Origin of the sequence: Streptomyces sp. NPDC051173 (assembly GCF_040689515.1) — a bacterium.
In the GTDB taxonomy this organism is placed as follows: domain Bacteria; phylum Actinomycetota; class Actinomycetes; order Streptomycetales; family Streptomycetaceae; genus Streptomyces.
Window position 1 is genome coordinate 159,203 of sequence record NZ_JBFBBD010000002.1, and the last position, 21,035, is coordinate 180,237.

A 21,035-nucleotide genomic window follows, 5' to 3' on the forward strand; every position below is an offset into this window, starting at 1 on the left:
AGGGCGGTTGTGGGGGTCCGGACGGAACGGGGCCGGCATCCGTCCCGCAGGGCTGCCATTGGTCCTTTCGCGCACGGAGAGTACGGTGGGTAACCATGCCATTGGCACAGTCGTTCCCGCCTCCCTTGAGCCAACAGCCGGTTAGATGGTCTGATGGGGATGTCGATGGCGCTGCGGAGATCCGCGGCGCCTTTTTCATGTCCGTGCGTCGAAGGGGCGGGAAGCAGTGCTGAAGAGGGCGTTCATGGCACCGGATCCGGGCCGGGCGAGACTGCGGGTCGCCGTCCGGGCCGTCATGGGCGTGGCCGGCGCCGTCGCCGTGGTCCAGCTGTCGGGCCTGCCCCTGACCGCTGCCATCACGGGCGGGCTCACCGCCCTGCTCGCGCTGTTCACGGTCGCCGACCCGACCGTACGCCGCCAGGCGATCACCACCGCGCTGCTGCCGGTCGTCGGTTTCCCCGTGCTCGCGCTGGCAGCGGCGCTGCACGGCATGCCACTGGTGCGTGACGCGGCCTTCCTGGCCGTCGTCTTCTGCGGGGTGTACGCCCGCCGGTGGGGGGCGCGGGGCAACTCGCTCGGGATCTTCGGCTTCATGATGTTCTTCGCGACGCAGTTCCTGCACGCCGTGCCCGCCCAGCTGCCGCACCTGTACGCGGCCGTGATCATGGCGCTGGCCGCGGCCGGCCTCGTCCGCTTCGGGCTCTGGCGCATCGAGCGGCGCACCCCGCCGCCCGCGGGCCCCGCGCCCCTCACCGGCAGCGGACTGGCGCGCGTCACGACCCGGCAGGCCTTCCAGGCCGCCTTCGCCTGCGGCCTGGCGCTCGCCGTCGGGCAGATGGTCTCCGACGCGCGCTGGTACTGGGCCGTCGGCACCGCCTGGTGGATCTTCGTCAACACCGCCTCGCGTGGCGAGACCCTCGTACGCGGCTTCCGGCGGGTCCTGGGCACGGTGCTCGGTATCTCCGCGGGAATCCTCGTGGCCATTCCCCTGCACGGGGCCGCCGTGCCCACCGCGGCCCTGGTCGCCGTCTGCGTCTTCGGGATCTTCTACACGTCCGCTGTCTCGTACACGTGGATGATGTTCGCCGTGACCATGATGGCCGGACTGCTCTACGGGCTCCTCGGGGTCCTGGACGCGGACCTGCTGGTACTCCGGCTGACCCAGACCGGCGTCGGGGCGGCCGGTGCGGCGCTCGCCGTCCTCGTCGTCCTGCCCGTCACCACGCACGCCGCGACCGACGCGTGGATCCAGCGCGCCCTGCGCTGCGTGCACACCTGCGCGGCCGAGGCCGCCGCACGGCTCGCCGGTTCCGAGGCGGCCGACCCCGCCCCGCGGGTCGCCGAACTGGAGCTCCTGCTCGGCCGGGTGCGGCTCTCGCTCGCCCCGCTCGTCCACCCGTTGAACCCGTTCCGCGCCCGCAAGGAGAAGGCCCGCCGCGTGCTGGCGCTCCTCGACGACTGCGCCCGCGAGGTGCGGGGGCTGGCATCTGTCGCGGCGGACCCCGAGGCATCGCACGACAACCGCCTCGCCGCTGCTTGCTGGCGCGTGGAGGCCGCGGTGGAGGCGCTGACCACGCCGGGCAAGGCCCGCGACGCGGTGGGGGCCACGGCGGCGGTGCCCGAGCACTCGCTGGCCGAGCCGGCGCTCGCGCACCTGCACAGCCTGGAGCGGGCACTGGCCGAACTCGCGGTGCCCCTGCACAGCTCGCGTCCGTCTCCGCTGCTCGGGACCTGACCGGCGACCGACAGCCGGACCCCGAAGTTCCTCCAGCAGCCGAGCGGCAAAGCGCCGACAAGCGTGAGTGGCAGTGAGCCGACGGCACCTGACGCCGTGTGGAGCTGAGCCATTGGTACTGTTGCCGGCCAGAAGTACGACCACAGGGAGGTCGTCGGCCCATGGCCGTGGACACGCTGGACGCGAGCATTCTGCGGCTGCTGCTGGAGCAGCCGCGTACGAGCGTGCGGGAGTACGCGCGTCTGCTGGGCATCGCGCGCGGCACGCTCCAGGCACGGCTCGACCGGCTGGAGCGCGACGGCGTGATCACAGCCACCGGACCGCGGCTGTCCCCCGCCGCACTCGGCCACCCCGTGCTGGCCTTCGTCCATATCGAGGTCACCCAGGGGCACCTGGACACGGTCGCCACCTCGCTCGCGGACGTACCGGAGATCATCGAGGCGTTCTCGATCACCGGCGGAGGCGACCTGATGGCACGCGTCGTCGCCCGGGACGCTGGACACCTGGAGGACGTCATCCAGCGGCTGGTTCAATTCCCGGGTGTGGTGCGCACGCGCACCGAGATGGTGCTGCGCGAGCGGGTGCCCTATCGCGTGGTGCCGCTGGTAGACGCGGTGGGGCGCGCGGCGGCTCAGCGGAGTTCGTGAACGGGCCTTCCCCGGCGCGAGGGCGGCCCCGTTTCTCACCGTGAAGAAGCAGGTGCGATTATCTGCACGCTCTACTCAACACGCGAGAAACAGAGGCATGTATGGAGCGATGTGGGGAAAGACCGGCACGCCGGTGGGGTGCCGCTCTGATCGCGTCGGCCGCGGCGGTCGCCGTCGCGGTGCCGGCGACGACCGCGCAGGCCGCGAGCGGCCCGGCGGTGACCGGCGCCAAGGGCGCTTTCCTGCTCGACAGCGGCAGCAACCGCCAGCTGTGGAGCAAGGACGCCGACACCAAGCGGCAGATGGCCAGCACCACCAAGGTCATGACCGCGATGGTCGTGCTGGACACACGCGGGGTCGACCTGAACAAGCAGGTCACCATCAAGCAGTCCTACCGTGACTACGTGGAGCGGAACGGCGCGAGCACCGCCGATCTGCGCACGGGCGACAAGATGACCGTACGGCAGCTGCTGTACGGGCTCCTGCTTCCGTCGGGGTGCGACGCGGCGTACGCGCTGGCCGACACGTTCGGCAACGGCGGCACCGAGAAGGAACGCACGAGCTCGTTCATCGCCAAGATGAACAAGAGGGCGTCCGACCTCGGCATGAAGAACACCAAGTACGACTCGTTCGACGGCATATCGCAGGCCGGGGCCAACTACACGACGCCTCGTGACTCGGCGCAGCTCGCCCGGCACGCGATCGGGAACAGCACGTTCAGCACGGTCGTGAAGACGACCGGCACCCAGCAGAAGGCCGCGAACGTCAAGCGGACCTACTACTGGGACAACACGAACAAGCTGCTCGGCTCGTACAGGGGCGCGATCGGCATCAAGACCGGCACCGGCACCGCAGCCGGGCCGTGCCTGGTGTTCGCCGCCAAGCGTGACGGACGGACCGTCGTCGGCGTCATCCTCAATGACGCCGTCTCCCGCTACCCGGACGCGGTGAAGATGCTGGACTGGGCCTACCGGACCAAGTCCAATGTCAAGCTGCGCCAGCTCCCGGAGTCGGCTCAGCGGGACTGATCGCCCCGCTGAGCGACCGCGGATGAGCCTTCCGGCCATGCGCCAAGGCCCTACCAGGGGATGCCTGGTAGGGCCATTGTTGTGAGGGCTTGCGAGAGGTTGTGAGGGCACCTGGGCACCCGGGTCCGGGCCGCCTGGGGGCCCGGGGGCCGGGGCTTCGAGGCTTCGAGGCGCCGACTCCCACGGGCGCGGCGCGACCGCTCTCAGCCGAGGAACGACAGACGGACCTTCCGGTCCGGGTTGTCCACGTTCGTGTCGACCAGGACGACCGACTGCCAGGTCCCCAGCTCCAGTTCGCCGTCCACCACGGGCAGCGTGGCGTGCGGCGGGACCAGGGCGGGCAGGACGTGGTCCCGGCCGTGCCCGGGAGTGCCGTGGCGATGCCGCCAGCGGTCGTCGGCGGGGAGCAGGTCGCCGAGGGCCGCCAGCAGGTCGTGGTCGCTGCCCGAGCCGGTCTCGATGACGGCCAGGCCGGCGGTCGCGTGAGGCGTGAAGACATTCAGCAGTCCGTCGCGCCCCGGGGCGACTTCACGGAGGAACGCCGCGCACTCCTCGGTGAGGTCGTACACAGTCTGCGTGGAACCGGTCGTGATGCCGATCGTGCGGGAGGTGAAGGTGGTATCAGCCATGCCTCACATTCAAGCGGAGTGGTGACGGCCCCGGTGCCGCCCCGTCCACACGGCCGGTCCTTCACAGCGGTCGCCCGCTGCGGCAGTATGAGTCGCCGGATGATCAGGGCGGGAAGAGGAGGGTGACATGCGCGTAGGACTGTTCGTCACCTGCGTCAACGACACTCTCTACCCCCGCACGGGCCGGGCGGTCGTCACCCTGCTGGAACGGCTCGGCGTGCGGGTGGATTTCCCGACGGAACAGAGCTGCTGCGGCCAGCCGCTGTTCAACACGGGATACCGCCATGAGACCGAGCCACTGATGCGCCGTTACGGCGCCGCCTTCCGCGACCACGACTACGTCGTCACACCCTCGGGCTCCTGTGCCGCCATGGTCCGTGACAACTACCCACGGATCGCGGCGAAGGCCGCCGCGGAGGGCCGGGGCGAGGAGCTGTCCACGGTGGCGGCCGAGGCGGTGGCCAAGACCTACGAGCTGACCGAGTTCCTCGTCGACGTCCTCGGCGTGACCGACGTCGGCGCCTACTACCCGCATATCGTCACCTACCACCCCACATGCCACGGACTCCGGGTGCTGGGCCTCGGCGACCGCCCCCGGCGCCTGCTGGAGCAGGTGAAGGGCCTCGAACTGCGGGAGCTGGAAGGGGCGGAGGAGTGCTGTGGTTTCGGCGGCACCTTCGCGGTGAAGAACCCCGCCGTGTCCACCGCGATGGGCACCGACAAGGCGCGCGCAATCACGGCGACCGGCGCACAGGGCGTGTGCGCGGTCGACAACTCCTGTCTGATGCACATCGGCGGCATCCTCTCCCGTGAGGGTTCGGCCGTGCGCCCCGTCCATATCGCGGAGATACTCGCCGGCAGGGAGGGCGACGTCCGGTGAACAGTGGTCGCAGGAGCGGTCCCGTCAACAGCCAGGCCGACAGGGCGCCGGGCCCCGCCCACGGCGGCCCTCAGGACCGCACGCGCGGTGCCACCTATCTGGGCATGCCTGCCTTTCCCCGGGCCGCCGCCGTCTCGACCCGTGACGACCGCCTGCGCGCCAATCTCCGTCACGCGACACACACCATCCGCGCCAAGCGCGCCCAAGCGGTCGCGGAACTGGCGGACTGGGACCGACTGCGCACCGCCGGGGCCGCGATCAAGGACCGGACTCTGCGCCATCTCGACCACTACCTCGTGCAACTGGAGGAGTCGGTGACCCGGGCAGGCGGCACAGTGCACTGGGCGGCCGACGCCGGGGAGGCCAACCACATCGTCACCGACCTGGTGCGGGCCACCGGTGAGACCGAAGTCGTCAAGGTCAAGTCGATGGCCACGCAGGAGATCGGCCTCAACGAGGCTCTGGAGAACGCCGGGATCCACGCCTACGAGACCGACCTCGCCGAACTGATCGTCCAGCTCGGTGACGACCTCCCCTCGCACATCCTCGTCCCCGCCATCCACCGCAACCGCGGCGAGATCCGCGACATCTTCCGCGACCGCATGGCGAGCTGGGGCCGCCCGGCCCCCGAGGGTCTGAGTGACCGGCCCGCCGACCTCGCCGAGGCGGCTCGGACACATCTGCGCGAGAAATTCCTGCGCGCCAAGGTCGGTGTCTCCGGCGCGAACTTCATGGTCGCCGAGACCGGCACCCTGGTGGTGGTCGAATCCGAAGGCAACGGCCGGATGTGCCTCACCCTCCCGGAGACGCTGATCTCGGTCGTCGGTATCGAGAAGATCGTGCCGACGTGGCGGGATCTGGAAGTCTTCCTCCAGCTCCTGCCGCGCTCCTCGACCGCGGAGCGCATGAACCCGTACACGTCGATGTGGACAGGCACCACCGACGGCGACGGCCCGCGCTCCTTCCACCTGGTGCTGCTCGACAACGGACGCACGGACACCCTCGCGGACCAGGTCGGCCGCCAGGCACTGCGCTGCATCCGCTGCTCGGCCTGCCTGAACGTCTGCCCCGTGTACGAGAGGGCCGGCGGCCATGCGTACGGTTCGCCGTACCCCGGCCCGATCGGCGCGATCCTCACCCCCCAGTTGCGCGGCCTCACCTCCCCTCTGGAGGAGTCCCTCCCATACGCCTCGTCGCTGTGCGGGGCTTGTTTCGAGGTGTGCCCGGTCGCCATCGACATCCCGGAGGTCCTGGTCCACCTGCGCGAGCGGGTCGTGGAAGGCGGCGAGGTGACCCTGCGCGGAACGCGCACCGTCATCAAGCCGGCCAGGAAACACACGGCCGAGCGCGTCATGATGCGAGCCGCCCGCTGGACCTTCGACCACCCGGGCGCGCTGCGCCACGGCCAGCGGCTGCTCTCCCGCACCCGCCGACTCCACCCCGGCCGGCTCCCAGGCCCGGGCCGGGCCTGGACGGACACGCGGGAACTGCCCGATGTGCCGACCGAATCCTTCCGGGACTGGTGGGCCCGCACGCGAGGGGACACGGCATGAGCACGTGGTCGGGGTCGGGGCCCGTGTCGGGATCGAGTTCGGGGCCCGGGTCGAGATCGGGGTCGGGGTCGGGGTCGAGCAGGGAACGGGTTCTGGAGCGTGTCCGGCGCGCATTGGCCGACGTGCCACGCGACGAGCGCCCGGGTGACCATCCCGTCGTGCGCGACTATCTCGCCACGCACGGGAAGCGCACCCCTGCCGAGTCCGTCGATCTGCTCGCCCGGAACCTCTCCGACTACCGTGCCGTCGTCCACCGCTCGGACGCCTCCGGACTGCCCGCGCTCCTTTCGCGTCTGCTGGCCGAACGGGGCGCGCGACGCGTGGTCGTGCCGTCCGGGCTGCCAGGGACCTGGCTCGCCGAGGCACGGGTGGACGTCGTCCCCGACTCCGCGTCCGCCGCCTTGCCACCGGGCGACCTGGACACCATGGACAGTGTCGTCACCGGTTGTGCCCTGGCGATCTCCGAGACCGGCACGATCGTCCTCGACGGGAGCCCGGACCAGGGGCGCCGCAGCATCTCGCTCGTGCCCGACCACCACCTGTGCGTGGTGCGGACCGCGGACCAGGTCGTGGATTCCGTACCGCAAGCCCTCCCCCGTCTGACCCCGGACCGTCCGCTGACCTGGATCTCCGGCCCTTCCGCCACCAGCGACATCGAGCTGGACCGGGTCGAAGGGGTCCATGGTCCACGCACCTTGGAAGTGATTCTCGTGGCGGGAGATCCACGACCCGCCTCCGCGTACCCCTGAGACGTTCGGAGTTGACGCATGCGCGCACCACGCCCGGACCCCCGCGCCGCCACCGTCACCGGCGCATACCCCGAGGTCTTCCAACTGAACCGGGAACCCGCCCGCAGTCCGCTCATCCCCTTCGCCGACGTACCGTCCGGCCTGGCCCACCGCCCCGCCGAGTCGCCGTACTACCGCTCGCTCAACGGCGAGTGGCGCTTCGCCTGGTCCAGCAACCCGGCGGATCGTCCCCAGGACTTCTACGGCCGCGACTTCGACGACACCGGCTGGGACCGCATCGAGGTACCCGGCAACTGGGAGACGCAGGGCTACTCCGAGCCGACCTACTTCAATGTCCGCTATCCCTGGACCGGATACGGGCAACCCTCTCCCCCGCACGCGCCGACCTCGTTCAACCCGGTGGGCTCCTACCGTCGCACCTTCACCGTCCCCGACGCGTGGCACGGTCGCCGGACGCTGATCTCTTTCCAGGGCGTCAAGTCGGCGTTCTTCGTCTGGGTCAACGGCGAGCTCGTCGGCTACAGCGAAGACAGCTACTCTCCCGCGGAGTTCGACCTCAGCCCCTATCTGCTCGGCGGCACCGGCGCGGAGGAGAACAGTCTCGCGGTCGAGGTCTACCGCTGGTCCAACGGCAGCTGGCTGGAGGACCAGGACATGATCGATCTGTCCGGGATCTTCCGCGACGTCCATCTCGTCTCCGTGCCCGAGGTCCATGTGCACGACCTCTTCGTCCGCACCGGCCTCGACGCCGACTTCCGCGACGCCGACCTGAGGGCACAGGTGACCCTGCGGTCCGGCTCGACGGCCGGCCCCGCCGACCATCTGGTCCGTGCCGTACTGCACGACGCCGACGGATCCCCTGTTCTCTCCCGCACCGGCACCGCCCACTTCGACGCCGCCACCGGGGAGGCGACGGTCGAGCTCGTAGCCCATGTGCCGGGGCCATTGCTGTGGTCCGCCGAGGCGCCAAACCTCTACGACCTCACGGTCGAACTGGTCGACCCCGAGGGCCGCACGCTCGAAGTCCAGCACACTCGCGTCGGCTTCCGCAGCATCTCCTGCGCACGGGGAAGACTCACCATCAACGGCAAGCCCCTCGTCTTCCGCGGGGTGAACCGGCACGAATCCGATCCGGACCACGGGCAGGCGGTCCCACCGCATCGCATGGTGCAGGACATCCGCATCATGAAGCAGCACAACATCAACGCGGTCCGTACCTCCCATTACCCCAATCACCCACACTGGCTCGAACTGTGCGACCAATACGGCCTCTATGTGATCGACGAGGCCAACCTGGAGACGCACGACGTGCGGGACACGCTGCCGGAGAGCCGCCCCGAGTGGGCCCCCGCCTGCCTCGACCGGATCCGCAGCCTCGTCGAACGGGACAAGAACCACCCCTGCGTCGTGGTCTGGTCGCTGGGCAACGAAGCCGGCCAGGGGGACACCTTCCGGACGATGGCCGACTGGGTCCACGACCGTGACCCGTCCCGCCCTGTGCACTACGAGGGCATGAACGAAGTCGCCGACATCGAGTCCCAGATGTATGCCGCGCCCGACGCCGTGGAGGCGTACGGACGATCCGGCGCGACCAAGCCGTACATCCTTTGCGAGTACGCCCACTCGATGGGTAACAGCACGGGCAACCTCAAGGACTACTGGGACATCATCGACGCCCATCCCCTGCTTCACGGCGGATTCATCTGGGACTTCGCTGACCAAGCAGTCCGTCTCCCGCTGCCAGGCGGTCTCGATGGCACCTACCTTTCCTACGGTGGGGACTGGAAGCCCGGCCACCCCTCGGACGGCAACTTCTGCTGCAACGGTCTCGTCGACGCCGACCGCACCCCACGGCCCGCTCTCCTGGAGGTCAAGAAGATCTATCAGCCGGTACGGGTGTCCGCTGTGGAGCCCGGCACCGGGACCGTGCGGGTCACCAATCGCCAGCTCTTCACCGACCTCCAGGGATACAAGCTGCTGTGGGAGGTCACCCGCGACGGAGCCCGCGTCCAGCACGGTTCCCTTGCACCGCCGCAGGCCGGGCCAGGTGAATCCGCGACCGTGCAGTTGCCGTTGAAGCCACCGGAGAAGCCGGTGCCCGGCGCCGAGCACTGGCTGAACATCTCCTTCGCTCTTCGCACCGCAACCCCCTGGGCCGCAGCGGGCCATGTCGTCGCCGCCGAGCAGTTCGCCCTCCCGTGGCGTGCCCCGGCATCCGCACCCGTCTCCGCGGCCGCCCTTCCGGCGGTCTCTGTCGCGGAGACCACGCGCGCCATCACGGTCATGGGCCCGGAACTCGACCTGGTCCTGGACAGGTTCACCGGAATGTTCACCACCTACCGCCATGCCGGGCGGACACTCTTGGCGGGCGGTCCGGTGCCCAACTTCTGGCGTGCGCCTACCGACAACGACATCGGACGTGGTGCCCAGGTCATCTCGCGCACCTGGCGCGACGCTGGTGCCGACCGCACCGTCACCGGCGTCGAAGTCGCACGGACCGCGGCAGGAGAAGTCGTCCTCACCGTCGCGGCGACCCTTCCGACCTCCCCCGACGTCTCCCGATGGACGACCGTCTTCACCGTGCGCGGTGACGGCGAGATCCGCGTACGCCACACGCTCCTCCCCGGCCGAGGCCTCCCGGACCTGCCGCTGGTGGGTGTCCTGCTGACTGTGCCGGCCGATTATCAGGCGCTCACCTGGTACGGACGAGGACCGCGGGAGAACTATCGGGACCGGTGCACCGGTTCCTTCGTCGGTCGTTACGGCCGTTCCCTGGCCACAGCCGCCATGCCGTACGCCCGTCCGCAGGAGAGCGGCAACGTGACAGGCGTCCGCGACGTCTCGCTCACAGGGCCGGACGGTGTCGGGCTGACCGTGCTGGCCGAACCGGGAGGCGCGTCCGGGTGGTTGGAGGTGAGCGCTCTCCCTTGGACACCCTTCGACCTGGACGGGCCCCGCCATCCGCACGAGCTCCAGCCACGCGGCCAGACATTCCTGTGCGTCAATCACCGGCAGACGGGCGTCGGCGGCAACGACTCCTGGGGAGCGGCGCCGCTGGAGCGCTATCTGCTGCATGCCGACCGCGAGTACAGCTACTCCTACCGGCTGCGGCCCGCCTCCTGGCGACCGTCCGTGGAACCCTTCGACGCTGAATCTCTCTCCGATGTCCATGGCACGAGACTAGGCATGGAGTGATCGGAGCGTGACGGGCTGTCCACAGCCCCGGTCGTATGATCTCACCTAGCGAGGAGCCGAGTTGAGCCTTCCCCTGCACGGCATCACCGTCGTCGCCCTGGAACAGGCCGTCGCCGCACCGTTCGCCACCCGTCAGCTAGCGGATCTCGGCGCGCGCGTCATCAAGGTCGAGCGGCCGGACCGCGGCGACTTCGCCCGTGACTACGATCGCAGCGTCAAGGGCCTGTCCGCCTATTTCGTCTGGGTCAATCGGGGCAAGGAGAGTGTCGTCCTCGATCTCAAATCCGAGCCGGACCGCTCATTGCTGGACCGCATACTCACTCGGGCCGATGTGTTCATACAGAACCTCGGTCCTGGAGCCGCGAAACGGCTCGGTTTCGGCAGCGCGGAGTTGCGCGCCCGGCACCCTCGCCTGATCACCTGCGATGTCTCCGGCTATGGCACTTCGGGCCCGTACCGCGACAAGAAGGCCTACGACCTGCTGGTGCAGTGCGAGGCTGGACTGGTGTCGATCACCGGCGACGCAGACTCGCCGGCGCGGCCCGGCATCTCCATCGCGGACATCGCCGGAGGCATGTACGCCTACACGGGAATTCTCAGCGCGCTGTACGAGCGCGAGCGAACCGGCGAGGGATCACAGCTGTCCGTCTCCCTCTTCGACGCTCTCGCGGAATGGATGGGGCATCCATACTTCGCTGAGGCATACGGCGGTCCGCCCGTCTCCCGTAGCGGTGCCCGGCACCCTTCCATCTCTCCTTATGGCCACTACCGTTGCGGGGACGACGCCAGCGTCTTCCTCAGCGTGCAGAACGAGCGCGAGTGGGAGGCGCTGTGCGAAAAGGTCCTGCGGCAGCCCGCTTTGGCCCGCGATCCCCGCTTCGCGGACAACCCCCTGCGGCGGGCACACGACGACGAGCTGACAGCCGTGATCGAGAAGCAATTCCGCCCGCATACGGCGGATGAGGTTCTCGCCCTGCTCGAAGGAGCGGGAATCGCCCATGCACGGCTTCGGACAGTCGCCGAATTCTCCTCCCACCCTCAGCTGGCGGCGCGCGACCGGTGGCGCGAATTCGATTCGCCGACGGGCCCGTTGCGCGGTCTCCTGCCACCGGTCGAGGCCCTCGGCCGGGAGCCGGTGATGGGCGCGGTGCCCGCGCTCGGCGCCCACACGACGGCGATCCGCGCGGAGTTCCCTGACCCCGGCCCGCGTTAGCACCGCAACCGCATGGGGCTTTACAGGGTCGTGGTCGCTGAGAATGCCAGGACCACAACCCTCGGATGCGGTTGCCGTATCAGCGGTCAAGCGGGCGATTCGCGGTCTCCGGAAGCACCAGATAGACACAGGCCGAGACCACACAGAGCGCCGCGACGTACCAGGGGAAGGCGCTCGGGTGACCGGACTGTTTGAACCAGGTGCCTACATAGGGCGCGGTGCCGCCGAAGAGCGCGACCGTCAGGGAATAGGGGAAGCCGATTCCAGCGGCCCGTACGCGGGCGGGGAACACCTCGGCGTTCACGGCCGCCGCCACAGAGGTGTATCCCGTGAGCAGCACCATCCCGGCGCACTGCACCAACAGCAGCGAGGTGAACGATCCGTCTATCGCGTGCAGCAGAGGCACCGCGAGGCCGGCGAATCCGACTGCGAAGCCGATCAGCAAGGGCTTACGCCCGATGCGGTCCGACACCATGCCGCCGAGGGGCTGGAGTACGGCGAAGAAGGCCAGGGAGATCGTCCCTGCGAGCAGTGCGTCGCCTTTGCCGATATTGGCGTTCACCTGGGCGTACGTCGGCAGGTAGGTGGTCCAGGTGTAGTAGGCGAGGGTGCCGCCCGCCGTGATCCCGCAGATCAGGAGTGACTGGCGAGGGTAGCGGCGCATGCCTTCGAAGAGCGACGGTCGCGCGGCTGTCTCTCGCACCGCCTGATGCGTCTCGTGTGCTCCCTGCCGGATCCAGAATCCGACGAGGCTGATGAGAGCTCCGAGAAGAAAGGGAACGCGCCAGCCCCAGTCACCCATTTGTTCATCCGTGAGGAGGTGGGCCAGGAGGGCCGCGCTGCCGGATGCGAGGAGTTGTCCAAGGGTCGTGGACACATATTGGAAGCTGGAGAACAGCCCCCTTCGGCCGGGGCCTGCCGATTCGATGAGGAACGTCGTCGAGGCCGCGAACTCCCCTCCAACGGAGAGCCCTTGGACGAGGCGTGCGATAACGAGCACCACAGGCGCGAGGACACCCACGGAGGCATAGGTCGGCGTGAGTGCCACCAGCAAGCTGCCGCCGCCCATGAGCAGAATGGTGACGGTCAGCGCGGCCCGTCGGCCTCGACGGTCGGCGACGGCCCCCATCAGGAGACCTCCGACCGGACGCATGAAGAAGCCGACGGCGAAGACGGCGAAGCTGGACAGCAGGGGCACCAGGGAATTCCCGGAGCCCTTGGGGAAGACCTGATCTGCGAAGTAGGTCGCGAGGAACGAATAGGCGTACCAGTCGTACCATTCAGCGGCGTTGCCGATCGATGCCGCAGCGAGCTGACGGACAGAGGACCGGGACCGGGAGCGGAAGCCTGCCGTATTCACCGGATTCGGGGTGCCGGCGGCTCCGCCACCGTCGACAGGCAGGGACTCGGATTGCGTCATGATCCATTGAATCCCCTCCCCCTTCTCCTCGCACACCCGTCCGATGCGGCTTCTCGTAGGCCGTAGCCGTCCGGCTCCTCCCCCTCAGACGCTCGCAGCGACATGGGCGTCGCGGCGTACGAGGGCGGCGTAGTGGCCGTCGTACGTGAGGAGTTCCTCATGAGTGCCCCGCTCTGCGACGCGTCCCCCGTCGAGCACGACGATTTGATGGGCGTCGCGGACGGTGGAGAGCCGGTGCGCGATGGTGATCGTCGTACGGCCCGCGGAGAGGGCGTCGATGGCCTGCTGCACCGCGTGCTCCGTGCGGGTGTCCAGGGCACTGGTCGCTTCGTCCAGGATGAGGACGGGCGGATCACGCAGAATCGTGCGGGCGATGGCCAGCCGTTGCTTCTCGCCTCCGGAGAAGCGGTAGCCGCGCTCCCCGACGAGGGTGTCATAGCCGTCGGGCAGGGAAGCGATGTGCTCGTGGATCTGCGCGGCCTTGGCCGCCGCCACCATCTCCTCGTCCGTGGCATCCGGTTTGGCGAACCGCAGATTGTCGGCGACCGAGGCATGGAAGAGATACGTCTCTTGCGAGACCACTCCGACGGCGCGGGCGAGCGTATCGAAATCGAGGTGACGGACGTCGACCCCGTCCAGGAGAACCCGGCCGCCGACGACGTCGTACAGCCGCGGCACCAGATAGCTGAGGGTGCTCTTGCCCGAGCCGGTCGGGCCGACGACGGCCAGGCTGCCACCGGCCGGAACCTCCAGGTCGATGCCGTTGAGCGCTTGTCTCGGCGGTTCCCCTGCGCCTTGTGCCTCTGAACCCTGCGCCTCGTAGGAGAACGTGACGTCCTCGAAACGGACTTCACCACGCACCTTCTCCAGCCGCACCGGCTTTTCCGGTTCGGCGATGTCGACCGGCAGGTCGAGGTATTCGAAGATCCGCTGGAAGAGAGCGAGGGAGGTCTGCATCTGCACACCCGTGGTCAGCAGGCTGATCGCCGGCCGGAAGAGGGCCTGCTGGAGCGAGACGAAGGCGACGAGGGTGCCGAGGGAAATGCTGGGGCCGCCGGCTTGCAACGCGATACCGGCCGCCCAGTAGACGAGAGCGGGCATGGCCGCCATGACCACGCCGATGGTGGACATCCTCCAGCGCCCGGCCATGTTCGCGCGGACCTCGAGCCCGACGAGTCGTTCGGACTCCTGGGAGAACGCGCGAGTGAGGGAGTCGGAGCGGCCCATGGTGCGGCCGAGAAGGATGCCGCTCACCGACAGCGACTCGGTGACCATGGCCGCCATGGCGGCCATCTGTTTCTGCCGCTGAGAGGTGATCTTCTTACGCTCGCGGCCGACGCGCCGGCTGATCCCCACGAAGACCGGCAGGAGGAGCAGGGAGACCACCGTGAGCCGCCAGTCCAGGGCCAGCATCGCCACCACCGTGGCGACGACACTGGTGAGATTGGAGACCAGCGAGGTGGCGGTCGAGGTCACCGTGGCCTGCATGCCGCCGATGTCGTTGGCGATGCGGGACTGCACCTCACCGGTGCGGGTCCGGGTGAAGAAGGCGAGAGGCATGCGCTGGAGCCGGTCGTAGACCGCGGTGCGCAGGTCGTGCATCACTCGCTGGCCGACCGTGGTGGAGATCAGCGTCTGCGACACACCGAAGATGCCGTTCACGACCGCCGCCGCGATCATGCCGAGCACCAACAGGCTGAGAAGGCCCGTACGGCCGTGCGGGATGGCTACGTCGAGGACCTCACGCAGGAGGAAGGGCGAGGCGACCGATACGAGCGAGGAGGCGGCGACGAGCAGCCCGACGAGGGCGAGTCTGCCGCGGTAGGGACGGAAGAGCCGGAGGATCCTGCGCACTTGCGCGGGTTGCTCCGGGTCTGCGGGCGGAGGTGTCCAGTCAGGTTGGTCGTGACGCATGGGCTCCTGGTTCTCTGATCACGAAGGGTGCGCGCGAGCGAGGCGCGAACGGAACCGGCAACTTACCGGCCCGCGAGGTCGGCGATGGAGATCCGACCGCGTAGCGAGCATAGCTCATTGTTACCTATGCTCACAATGCACTGAGTCCTGTAATCTCTGATCATGACCGCTTCCGATTCGTCCGCCCAGCTCACCGAACAGCTGCTGCGCCTCACCCGCAGGCTCCACCGGGCGCAGAAGCTCTATCTGGGGCCGGTCGGCATCACACCCGCCCAGGCCCGGCTGCTGCGCACCGTCGCGCACTACGAGGAGCCGCCGCGTATGGCGGATCTCGCCCAGCGGCTCGAGGTCGTGCCGCGTGCCGTGACCACGCTGGTCGACGCCCTGGAGGAGCACGGTTCCGTGCGCCGGGTTCCGGATCCGTCCAACCGGCGGGTCATCCGGATCGAGCTCACCGATCACGGTCGCTCCACCCTGCGCGCCCTGCGTGAAGCACGGCGGACCGCCGTCGAGGACACCCTTGCCCCGCTCTCCGCCGAGCGGCGTGAACTGCTCGGCAGCCTGCTGGCCGAGTTGCTGAACGGCCCGGACCAGCACTGCTGACGTCGCGCTGTCCGCCGGAAGGCGGGCCCCGGGCAGTGTTCCCCAAGGGCCCGCTCCACCGCGCCGGTCAGCAGCGCCGCCGGTCCTCCGTCAGCTCGCCCTGGGCCGTCGCCAGCGTGCGGTCGTAGCAGGTACCGGGGCCTTCGAGGCGGTACCGCTCACGCGAGACACCGGTCGCGTGCCGCTGGTCGCGCGATACGTTCTGGTTGTACGCGGCGTCACCCTTATAGGTGTCGTCGAAACTCGACCAGGTGAGACGCCTGCCTGCACGCACAGTGACGCTGTCCGCCCGATCCCCCATCGTCATGACCGTGCGCAGACGGTCTGCGGTCGAGACCGTCGTCGCCCCGTCCATGGTGTACGTCCGGTGAGCGCGGGTCGTGGTGGCGGGCCCGCGCCCGGCGGTCGTCACCGTCTCGTCGTCGTTCCACCGCGCCTGGAGCGCGTCCGTCGTCTCGTTCTCGTTCCAGCGGTGGTCGGACTTACCCGTGATGTTCCGTGTGACGGTCGTCGTCACCCGGCCGCGCGAGGTGTCGAGGTATCCGGCGACGGTCAGGGAGTGCCCGCCGTCGGCTCGCAGATGCCGCTCGGCACCGGGCTCGTAAGCGGTGGTGTTGCGGGGATCGCCCGCGTCGTGGGTGGTCAAGGCACCGGCGACCACGGCCGACTTGGCGTCCTGCCAGACCAGGATGTTGGTGGGCGTGCTCCAGCCGCTCTGCCCTTCGGGCAGTCCGGCGACGGAGACCGTGACCCGGTGCGGCTTGCCGTCGTTCAGCTGCCCGGCGAAGGGCGTGAGGTCGTACTCGACGGGTCGCACGTCGAAGGCGCGCGGGCCCGGAATCACGTACCAGAGGAAGGGGTTGGACCAGCCTCCGGTCCATACCGTCGGGAACGGCGCGGCGATGCCCGCCAGGCGGCCGTCCACCGCGACCTGGACCTCGCGATAGGGGCCGTCCTTGGCCTTGCACGAGTACGGCGCGGAATCGGGCACGGTGAGGTACCAGAACTCCTCGCAGCCGCCGCCCGAGCCCGTCGCGTAGACCTCGGCCACGATTCGCTCGCTGTTGCGCGGGGTGGTCAGCTGCCCTTCGTACGCCGATCCCACGCTGTGCGCCCCGTCGAGGGTGAGGACCTTGTCCGGGGTGGACGCGGCCTTCACCGGGCCTTCGGCAGCGTAGAACGTCAACGTGACCTTGACCTTGATGACGCCGGTGTACGTGCCGTCCACGGTGTTGCCGATGAGCATCTCGACAGGCTGCTCGTTCCGCAGCGTGGCGGCATAGCGGGTGACGTCCTTCTCCACGTTCCAGGCGATGCCCTGGGGTGAAGGCTCGGGTGTGGAGGTGCGCAGGACCTCGACGCCGCCGATGTGCAGATAGCCCAGGCGGTCGAATTGCCGTCCGGCGACAGCCCCTTCGAGCCGCAGGACCACCTTGTTCCAGTGGTCACCACAGCCCTTGGGCGGCGTGTACGTGCTCTTGTAGGGCGTGTAGTCGCGGAATTCGGTGTCGGCGACGGTCACCTTGCAGGACCGGGTGTCCGGAGTGGCTATCGGCGGGGCGGCGGTGACCGGGTCGTGCCAGTCGGTGCCGAACTCGGTCGGCGGGCCCGCGGCCGTCGCCGGATTCACGCCCAGCGACAGCCCGATGGCCGCGGCGCACAGCGCGAGAAGCAGTCGTCTCATGGGGCAGGAGTGAAGCGCTTCATGGAGCGGCGCGCCAGAGCCCCTTTGGCCTGATGCGTCGCCGCCTCGGGAAAACCAGTTGAACCCAGCACTCCAGTGGCGCGAACCTTTCAGCACTCCCACCCTTCACTCGAACCCGGGATGTCATGCAGATTCGCGATCTCCCCTATCCCGACCCCGGCCGGCCCGACGTCCGATCCGGGCCTCACCTGCTGCTGTGGCTGGGACGGAATCAACTGACAGGTCAGATCAAGGCCATGCTGTGGGGCAGCCTGCACATGGTGTCCGTGGCCCTGCTGCCGGTGACCATGGGTGTCGCCGTGCAGGCGGTCGTCGACCGGTCGGGCATACGGCTGGCGCTGGCGGGTGGCCTGATGGTGCTGCTCGGCATCCTCATCGCCCTGGGTGACACGATGCTGCACCGTACGGCGGTCACCAACTGGATCACGGCGGCCGCCCGGGTGCAGCAGCTCCTAGCCCGAAAGACGGCCGAGTTGGGGGCCACCCTGACCCGGCGGGTCGCGGCGGGTGAAGTGGTCGCCGTCTCGACCGGTGACGTGGAGAAGATCGGCTGGTTCGTGGAGGCGCTGTCGCGCTTCGCCTCGGCCGCGTTCACCACCGTGGCGGTGTGTGTCGCCCTGGTGATCTACCAGCCCGCGCTGGGTGTCGTGGTCGCGATCGGCGTGCCCGTACTGGTGCTGGCCGTGTTGCCGCTGCTGCCTCGTGCGACGAAGCGTGCGGACGAGCAGCGTGAGAAGGCGGGCCGGGCGACGGAGTTGGCCTCGGACACGGTGGCCGGGCTGCGTGTGCTGCGGGGCATCGGCGGCGAGGAGCTGTTTCTGGCCCGCTATCGGCGGGCGTCGCAGGAGGTCCGCAAGGCAGCCGTGCACAGCGCCCGGATGTGGGCGCTGATCGCCGCGGTGCAGGTGGCACTGCCGGGGCTGCTGCTGATCGCGGTGGTCTGGTACGGCGTCGGGCTGGTTCAGGACGGGCGCATCGGCGTCGGTGAACTGGTCACCGTCTACGGCATGGTCACCTTCCTGCTCTTCCCCCTGCGCCAGTTCGAGGAGATCGCCATGGCGTACTCCTTCTCCCGTCCGTCCGCGGCGCGCGCTGCCAGGGTGCTCGCGCTCCGGCGCACCGTACCGGCAACGGACGACGCCGACCGCGGGCCGGCACCATCAGGCGATCTCCACGACCCGGCGAGCGGAGTGCTCGCGCCTGCCGGTCTGCTGACCGCGGTGGTGTGCGGTGACCCGGATGCCGCCGGGAGGCTGGCCGACCGGCTGGGCGGGCACGCAGCGGGCGACACCGCCGGGGTGGCCTCGGCCCGGCTCGGAGGTGTGGCACTGGACGAGCTCCCGCTGGGCACGGCCCGCGCCGCGGTACTCGTCCAGGACAAGGACCCGGTGCTGCTCTCGGGGACGCTCGCGGAGCTGCTGGACGTGCCGGCTTCGGGGGCCGTCGGCACCGAGGCGGCTCTGGCCGCGGCGCAGTGCGGTGATGTGCTGACCGCGCTGGCCCAGGCGTCGGCTGACGACTCCGGCGACCCAATGCGGACCCGGATCACCGAGCGCGGCCGTTCGCTCTCGGGAGGGCAGCGCCAGCGGCTGGCCCTGGCTCGGTCGTTGGTGACCGATCCGCAGGTGCTGGTGCTCGACGAACCGACCTCTGCCGTGGACTCGCATACGGAGGCGCGGGTCGCGGACGGGGTGAAGGCTTTGCGAAAGGGCCGCACGACCGTGGTCTTCTCCTCCAGTCCGCTGCTGCTCGACCGGGCCGACCGCGTGGTGTTCGTGCAACAGGGCACTGTCGCGGCCGAAGGAACGCACCGTGAGCTGCTGCGTGATGCCGTCTATCGCGCTGTCGTCACACGGGAGTCAGACACCGAGAGCGATGGGGAGAAGACCGCGGGGACCGCGGAACTGGAGTCGGAGCTCACCGAGCTCAAGGAGATCGAGCCCATCGAGGAGTCGGCATGATCGGCGTGGCGCTACCGGCCTACGACCCGGCGGCACCGGAGTCGGCGACCACCTTGCCCGTGGCCGCACCGACGACCGTACGGGCTTACGTCCGCGGGCTGTTCCGTCGGCACCGGAAGGCCTTCGTCCTGCTGGTGACGGTGAACGCACTGGCCGTGACCGCGTCCATGGTGGGTCCGTACCTGCTCGGCGGACTGGTCGAGGATCTGTCGTCGGGGGCGCGTGACCTCCATCTGGGGCGCACGATCTCGCTGTTCGCGGTCGCCCTGGCCGCACAGACCCTGTTCGTACGGTTGGTGCGGCTGCGCGGGGCGGTGCTCGGCGAGGAGATGCTCGCGGATCTGCGTGAGGACTTCCTCGTACGGTCGGTGGCGCTGCCTCCGGGTGTCCTGGAGCGGGCCGGTACGGGCGACCTGCTCTCCCGCATCACCACGGACATCGACCGGCTGGCGAACGCCATGCGCGAGGCGGTGCCGCAGCTGGCGATCGGCTTCGTGTGGGTGGGGCTGCTCCTGGGCGCCCTGACACTGACGGCGCCGCCGCTGGCGCTGTGCGTGCTGGTGGCGCTGCCGGTGCTGGTGGTGGGCTGCCGCTGGTACTTCAAGCGGGCGCCGAGTGCCTATCGGTCCGAGGCCGCGGGATACGCCGCGGTCGCGGCGTCCCTGACGGAGACGGTGGACGCGGGGCGGACCGTCGAGGCCCATCGGCTGGGCGCGCGCCGGGTCGCGCTGTCCGACCGGCGGATCTCGGAGTGGACGCAGTGGGAGCGCTACACCTTGTGGCTGCGCTCGGTGCTGTTCCCGGTGATCAACGTGACGCATACGCTGGTGTTCGGCTCGGTGCTGATCATCGGTGGTGTCTTCGTCCTCCAGGGGTGGGTCTCCGTCGGTCAGCTGACGACGGGCGCCCTCTTCGCGCAGATGCTCATCGATCCGGTCGGGCTGATCCTGCGCTGGTACGACGAGCTCCAGGTCGCTCAGGTCTCGCTGGCCCGGCTGGTGGGGGTCCGTGAGATCGAGCCCGACGGTGAGGCCGAGGGCACGGAGCCGAAGGGCCGGAACGTGCGGGCCGACGAGGTCAGGTTCGGCTACCGCGCGGGCAGCGATGTACTGCACGGGGTGTCGCTGGAGGTCAGGCCGGGCAGCCGGGTGGCGCTCGTCGGGCCGTCCGGCGCGGGCAAGTCGACGCTGGGGCGGCTGCTGGCGGGCATCTACGCCCCGCGCTCCGGCGCGGTGACGCTCGGCGGCGCCGAGCTGGCCCGGATGCCCGTGGAGCGGGTGCGGCGGCATGTGGCCCTGGTGAATCAGGAGCATCACGTCTTCGTGGGCTCGCTGCGCGACAACCTGCTGCTCGCCCGCATGACCGCCGATGACGGCGAGCTCTGGACCGCCCTCGGCGCCGTGGACGCGGATGCCTGGGTGCGAGCACTGGAGCAGGGCCTCGACACGGAGGTCGGGTCCGGTGCGCTCTCGCTCACCCCCGCCCAGGCCCAGCAGATCGCGCTGGCGCGGCTCGTCCTCGCCGACCCGCACACGCTGGTGCTGGACGAGGCGACGTCGCTGCTGGATCCGCGGGCGGCCCGGCACCTGGAGCGCTCACTGGCGAGGGTCCTGGAGGGACGTACGGTCGTGGCGATCGCGCACCGGCTGCACACCGCCCACGACGCGGATGTGATCGCGGTCGCGGAAGAGGGCCGCATCACCGAGCTGGGCAGTCACGACGAGCTGGTCGCGGCGGACGGGGCGTACGCGGCGCTGTGGCGGTCCTGGCACCGGTAGTCGGTGGCGGGCCGGGCCCCTGGGA

General features: G+C 69.6%; 15 protein-coding genes. 11 read left to right on the forward strand and 4 right to left on the reverse strand.

Annotation, left to right across the window (positions count from 1 at the left end; translation table 11 throughout):
- Nucleotides 1-226: 226 nt before the first annotated feature.
- The 3 genes from AB0435_RS02200 (at nt 227) to AB0435_RS02210 (ending at nt 3,410) form a co-directional block, all read left to right on the forward strand.
- On the forward strand, nt 227-1,735 hold the full coding sequence (locus tag AB0435_RS02200) for an FUSC family protein (RefSeq protein ID WP_366425969.1): 1,509 nt from the start codon (nt 227-229) through the stop codon (nt 1,733-1,735).
- A gap of 161 nt (nt 1,736-1,896) precedes the next feature.
- Nucleotides 1,897-2,382, forward strand: coding sequence for an Lrp/AsnC family transcriptional regulator (locus AB0435_RS02205; RefSeq protein ID WP_366002291.1), 486 nt, complete (start codon nt 1,897-1,899; stop codon nt 2,380-2,382).
- A 101-nt stretch (nt 2,383-2,483) separates the two neighbouring features.
- The gene (locus tag AB0435_RS02210; protein WP_366002290.1) at nt 2,484-3,410 is read left to right on the forward strand and encodes a serine hydrolase; all 927 of its coding nucleotides are present in this window, start codon (nt 2,484-2,486) and stop codon (nt 3,408-3,410) included.
- A gap of 203 nt (nt 3,411-3,613) precedes the next feature.
- Here AB0435_RS02210 and AB0435_RS02215 read toward each other — a convergent pair whose 3' ends face one another.
- A complete protein-coding gene (locus AB0435_RS02215) occupies nt 3,614-4,039 on the reverse strand; it encodes a YjbQ family protein (RefSeq protein WP_116215012.1) in 426 nt (141 codons plus the stop codon).
- A gap of 127 nt (nt 4,040-4,166) precedes the next feature.
- On the opposite strand from AB0435_RS02215, the gene AB0435_RS02220 reads away from it, so the two are divergent.
- From AB0435_RS02220 to AB0435_RS02240, 5 genes are all read left to right on the forward strand, one after another.
- A complete protein-coding gene (locus tag AB0435_RS02220; protein WP_366425970.1) occupies nt 4,167-4,919 on the forward strand; it encodes a (Fe-S)-binding protein in 753 nt (250 codons plus the stop codon).
- 104 nt (nt 4,920-5,023) lie between these two features.
- The gene (locus AB0435_RS02225) at nt 5,024-6,472 is read left to right on the forward strand and encodes a lactate utilization protein B (RefSeq protein WP_366002386.1); all 1,449 of its coding nucleotides are present in this window, start codon (nt 5,024-5,026) and stop codon (nt 6,470-6,472) included.
- Between the two features lie 92 nt (nt 6,473-6,564).
- Nucleotides 6,565-7,221, forward strand: coding sequence for a lactate utilization protein C (locus AB0435_RS02230; RefSeq protein ID WP_366426037.1), 657 nt, complete (start codon nt 6,565-6,567; stop codon nt 7,219-7,221).
- Nucleotides 7,222-7,239: 18 nt separating this feature from the next.
- Entirely contained in the window at nt 7,240-10,416 is a 3,177-nt protein-coding gene (locus AB0435_RS02235; RefSeq protein ID WP_366425971.1) for a glycoside hydrolase family 2 TIM barrel-domain containing protein, read from the forward strand.
- Nucleotides 10,417-10,477: 61 nt separating this feature from the next.
- On the forward strand, nt 10,478-11,629 hold the full coding sequence (locus tag AB0435_RS02240; RefSeq protein WP_366425972.1) for a CaiB/BaiF CoA-transferase family protein: 1,152 nt from the start codon (nt 10,478-10,480) through the stop codon (nt 11,627-11,629).
- Between the two features lie 79 nt (nt 11,630-11,708).
- On the opposite strand, the gene AB0435_RS02245 is transcribed toward AB0435_RS02240, so the two are convergent.
- A complete protein-coding gene (locus AB0435_RS02245; protein ID WP_366425973.1) occupies nt 11,709-13,049 on the reverse strand; it encodes an MFS transporter in 1,341 nt (446 codons plus the stop codon).
- 84 nt (nt 13,050-13,133) lie between these two features.
- Nucleotides 13,134-14,963: an ABC transporter ATP-binding protein gene (locus AB0435_RS02250; RefSeq protein WP_366425974.1), complete on the reverse strand. Its 1,830-nt coding sequence runs from the start codon at nt 14,961-14,963 to the stop codon at nt 13,134-13,136.
- Nucleotides 14,964-15,125: 162 nt separating this feature from the next.
- On the opposite strand from AB0435_RS02250, the gene AB0435_RS02255 reads away from it, so the two are divergent.
- On the forward strand, nt 15,126-15,566 hold the full coding sequence (locus tag AB0435_RS02255) for a MarR family transcriptional regulator (protein WP_366002283.1): 441 nt from the start codon (nt 15,126-15,128) through the stop codon (nt 15,564-15,566).
- 67 nt (nt 15,567-15,633) lie between these two features.
- Here the strand turns inward: AB0435_RS02255 and AB0435_RS02260 are convergent, their stop codons facing one another.
- Nucleotides 15,634-17,250 carry a peptide-N4-asparagine amidase gene (locus AB0435_RS02260; protein WP_366425975.1) on the reverse strand — a complete coding sequence of 539 codons (1,617 nt, stop codon included), beginning with the start codon at nt 17,248-17,250 and terminating at the stop codon, nt 15,634-15,636.
- A 146-nt stretch (nt 17,251-17,396) separates the two neighbouring features.
- On the opposite strand from AB0435_RS02260, the gene AB0435_RS02265 reads away from it, so the two are divergent.
- Nucleotides 17,397-19,232 carry an ABC transporter ATP-binding protein gene (locus AB0435_RS02265; protein WP_366425976.1) on the forward strand — a complete coding sequence of 612 codons (1,836 nt, stop codon included), beginning with the start codon at nt 17,397-17,399 and terminating at the stop codon, nt 19,230-19,232.
- On the forward strand, nt 19,229-21,010 hold the full coding sequence (locus AB0435_RS02270; protein WP_366002280.1) for an ABC transporter ATP-binding protein: 1,782 nt from the start codon (nt 19,229-19,231) through the stop codon (nt 21,008-21,010). Before AB0435_RS02265 ends, AB0435_RS02270 begins: the two co-directional genes overlap by 4 nt.
- Nucleotides 21,011-21,035 lie beyond the last annotated feature (25 nt).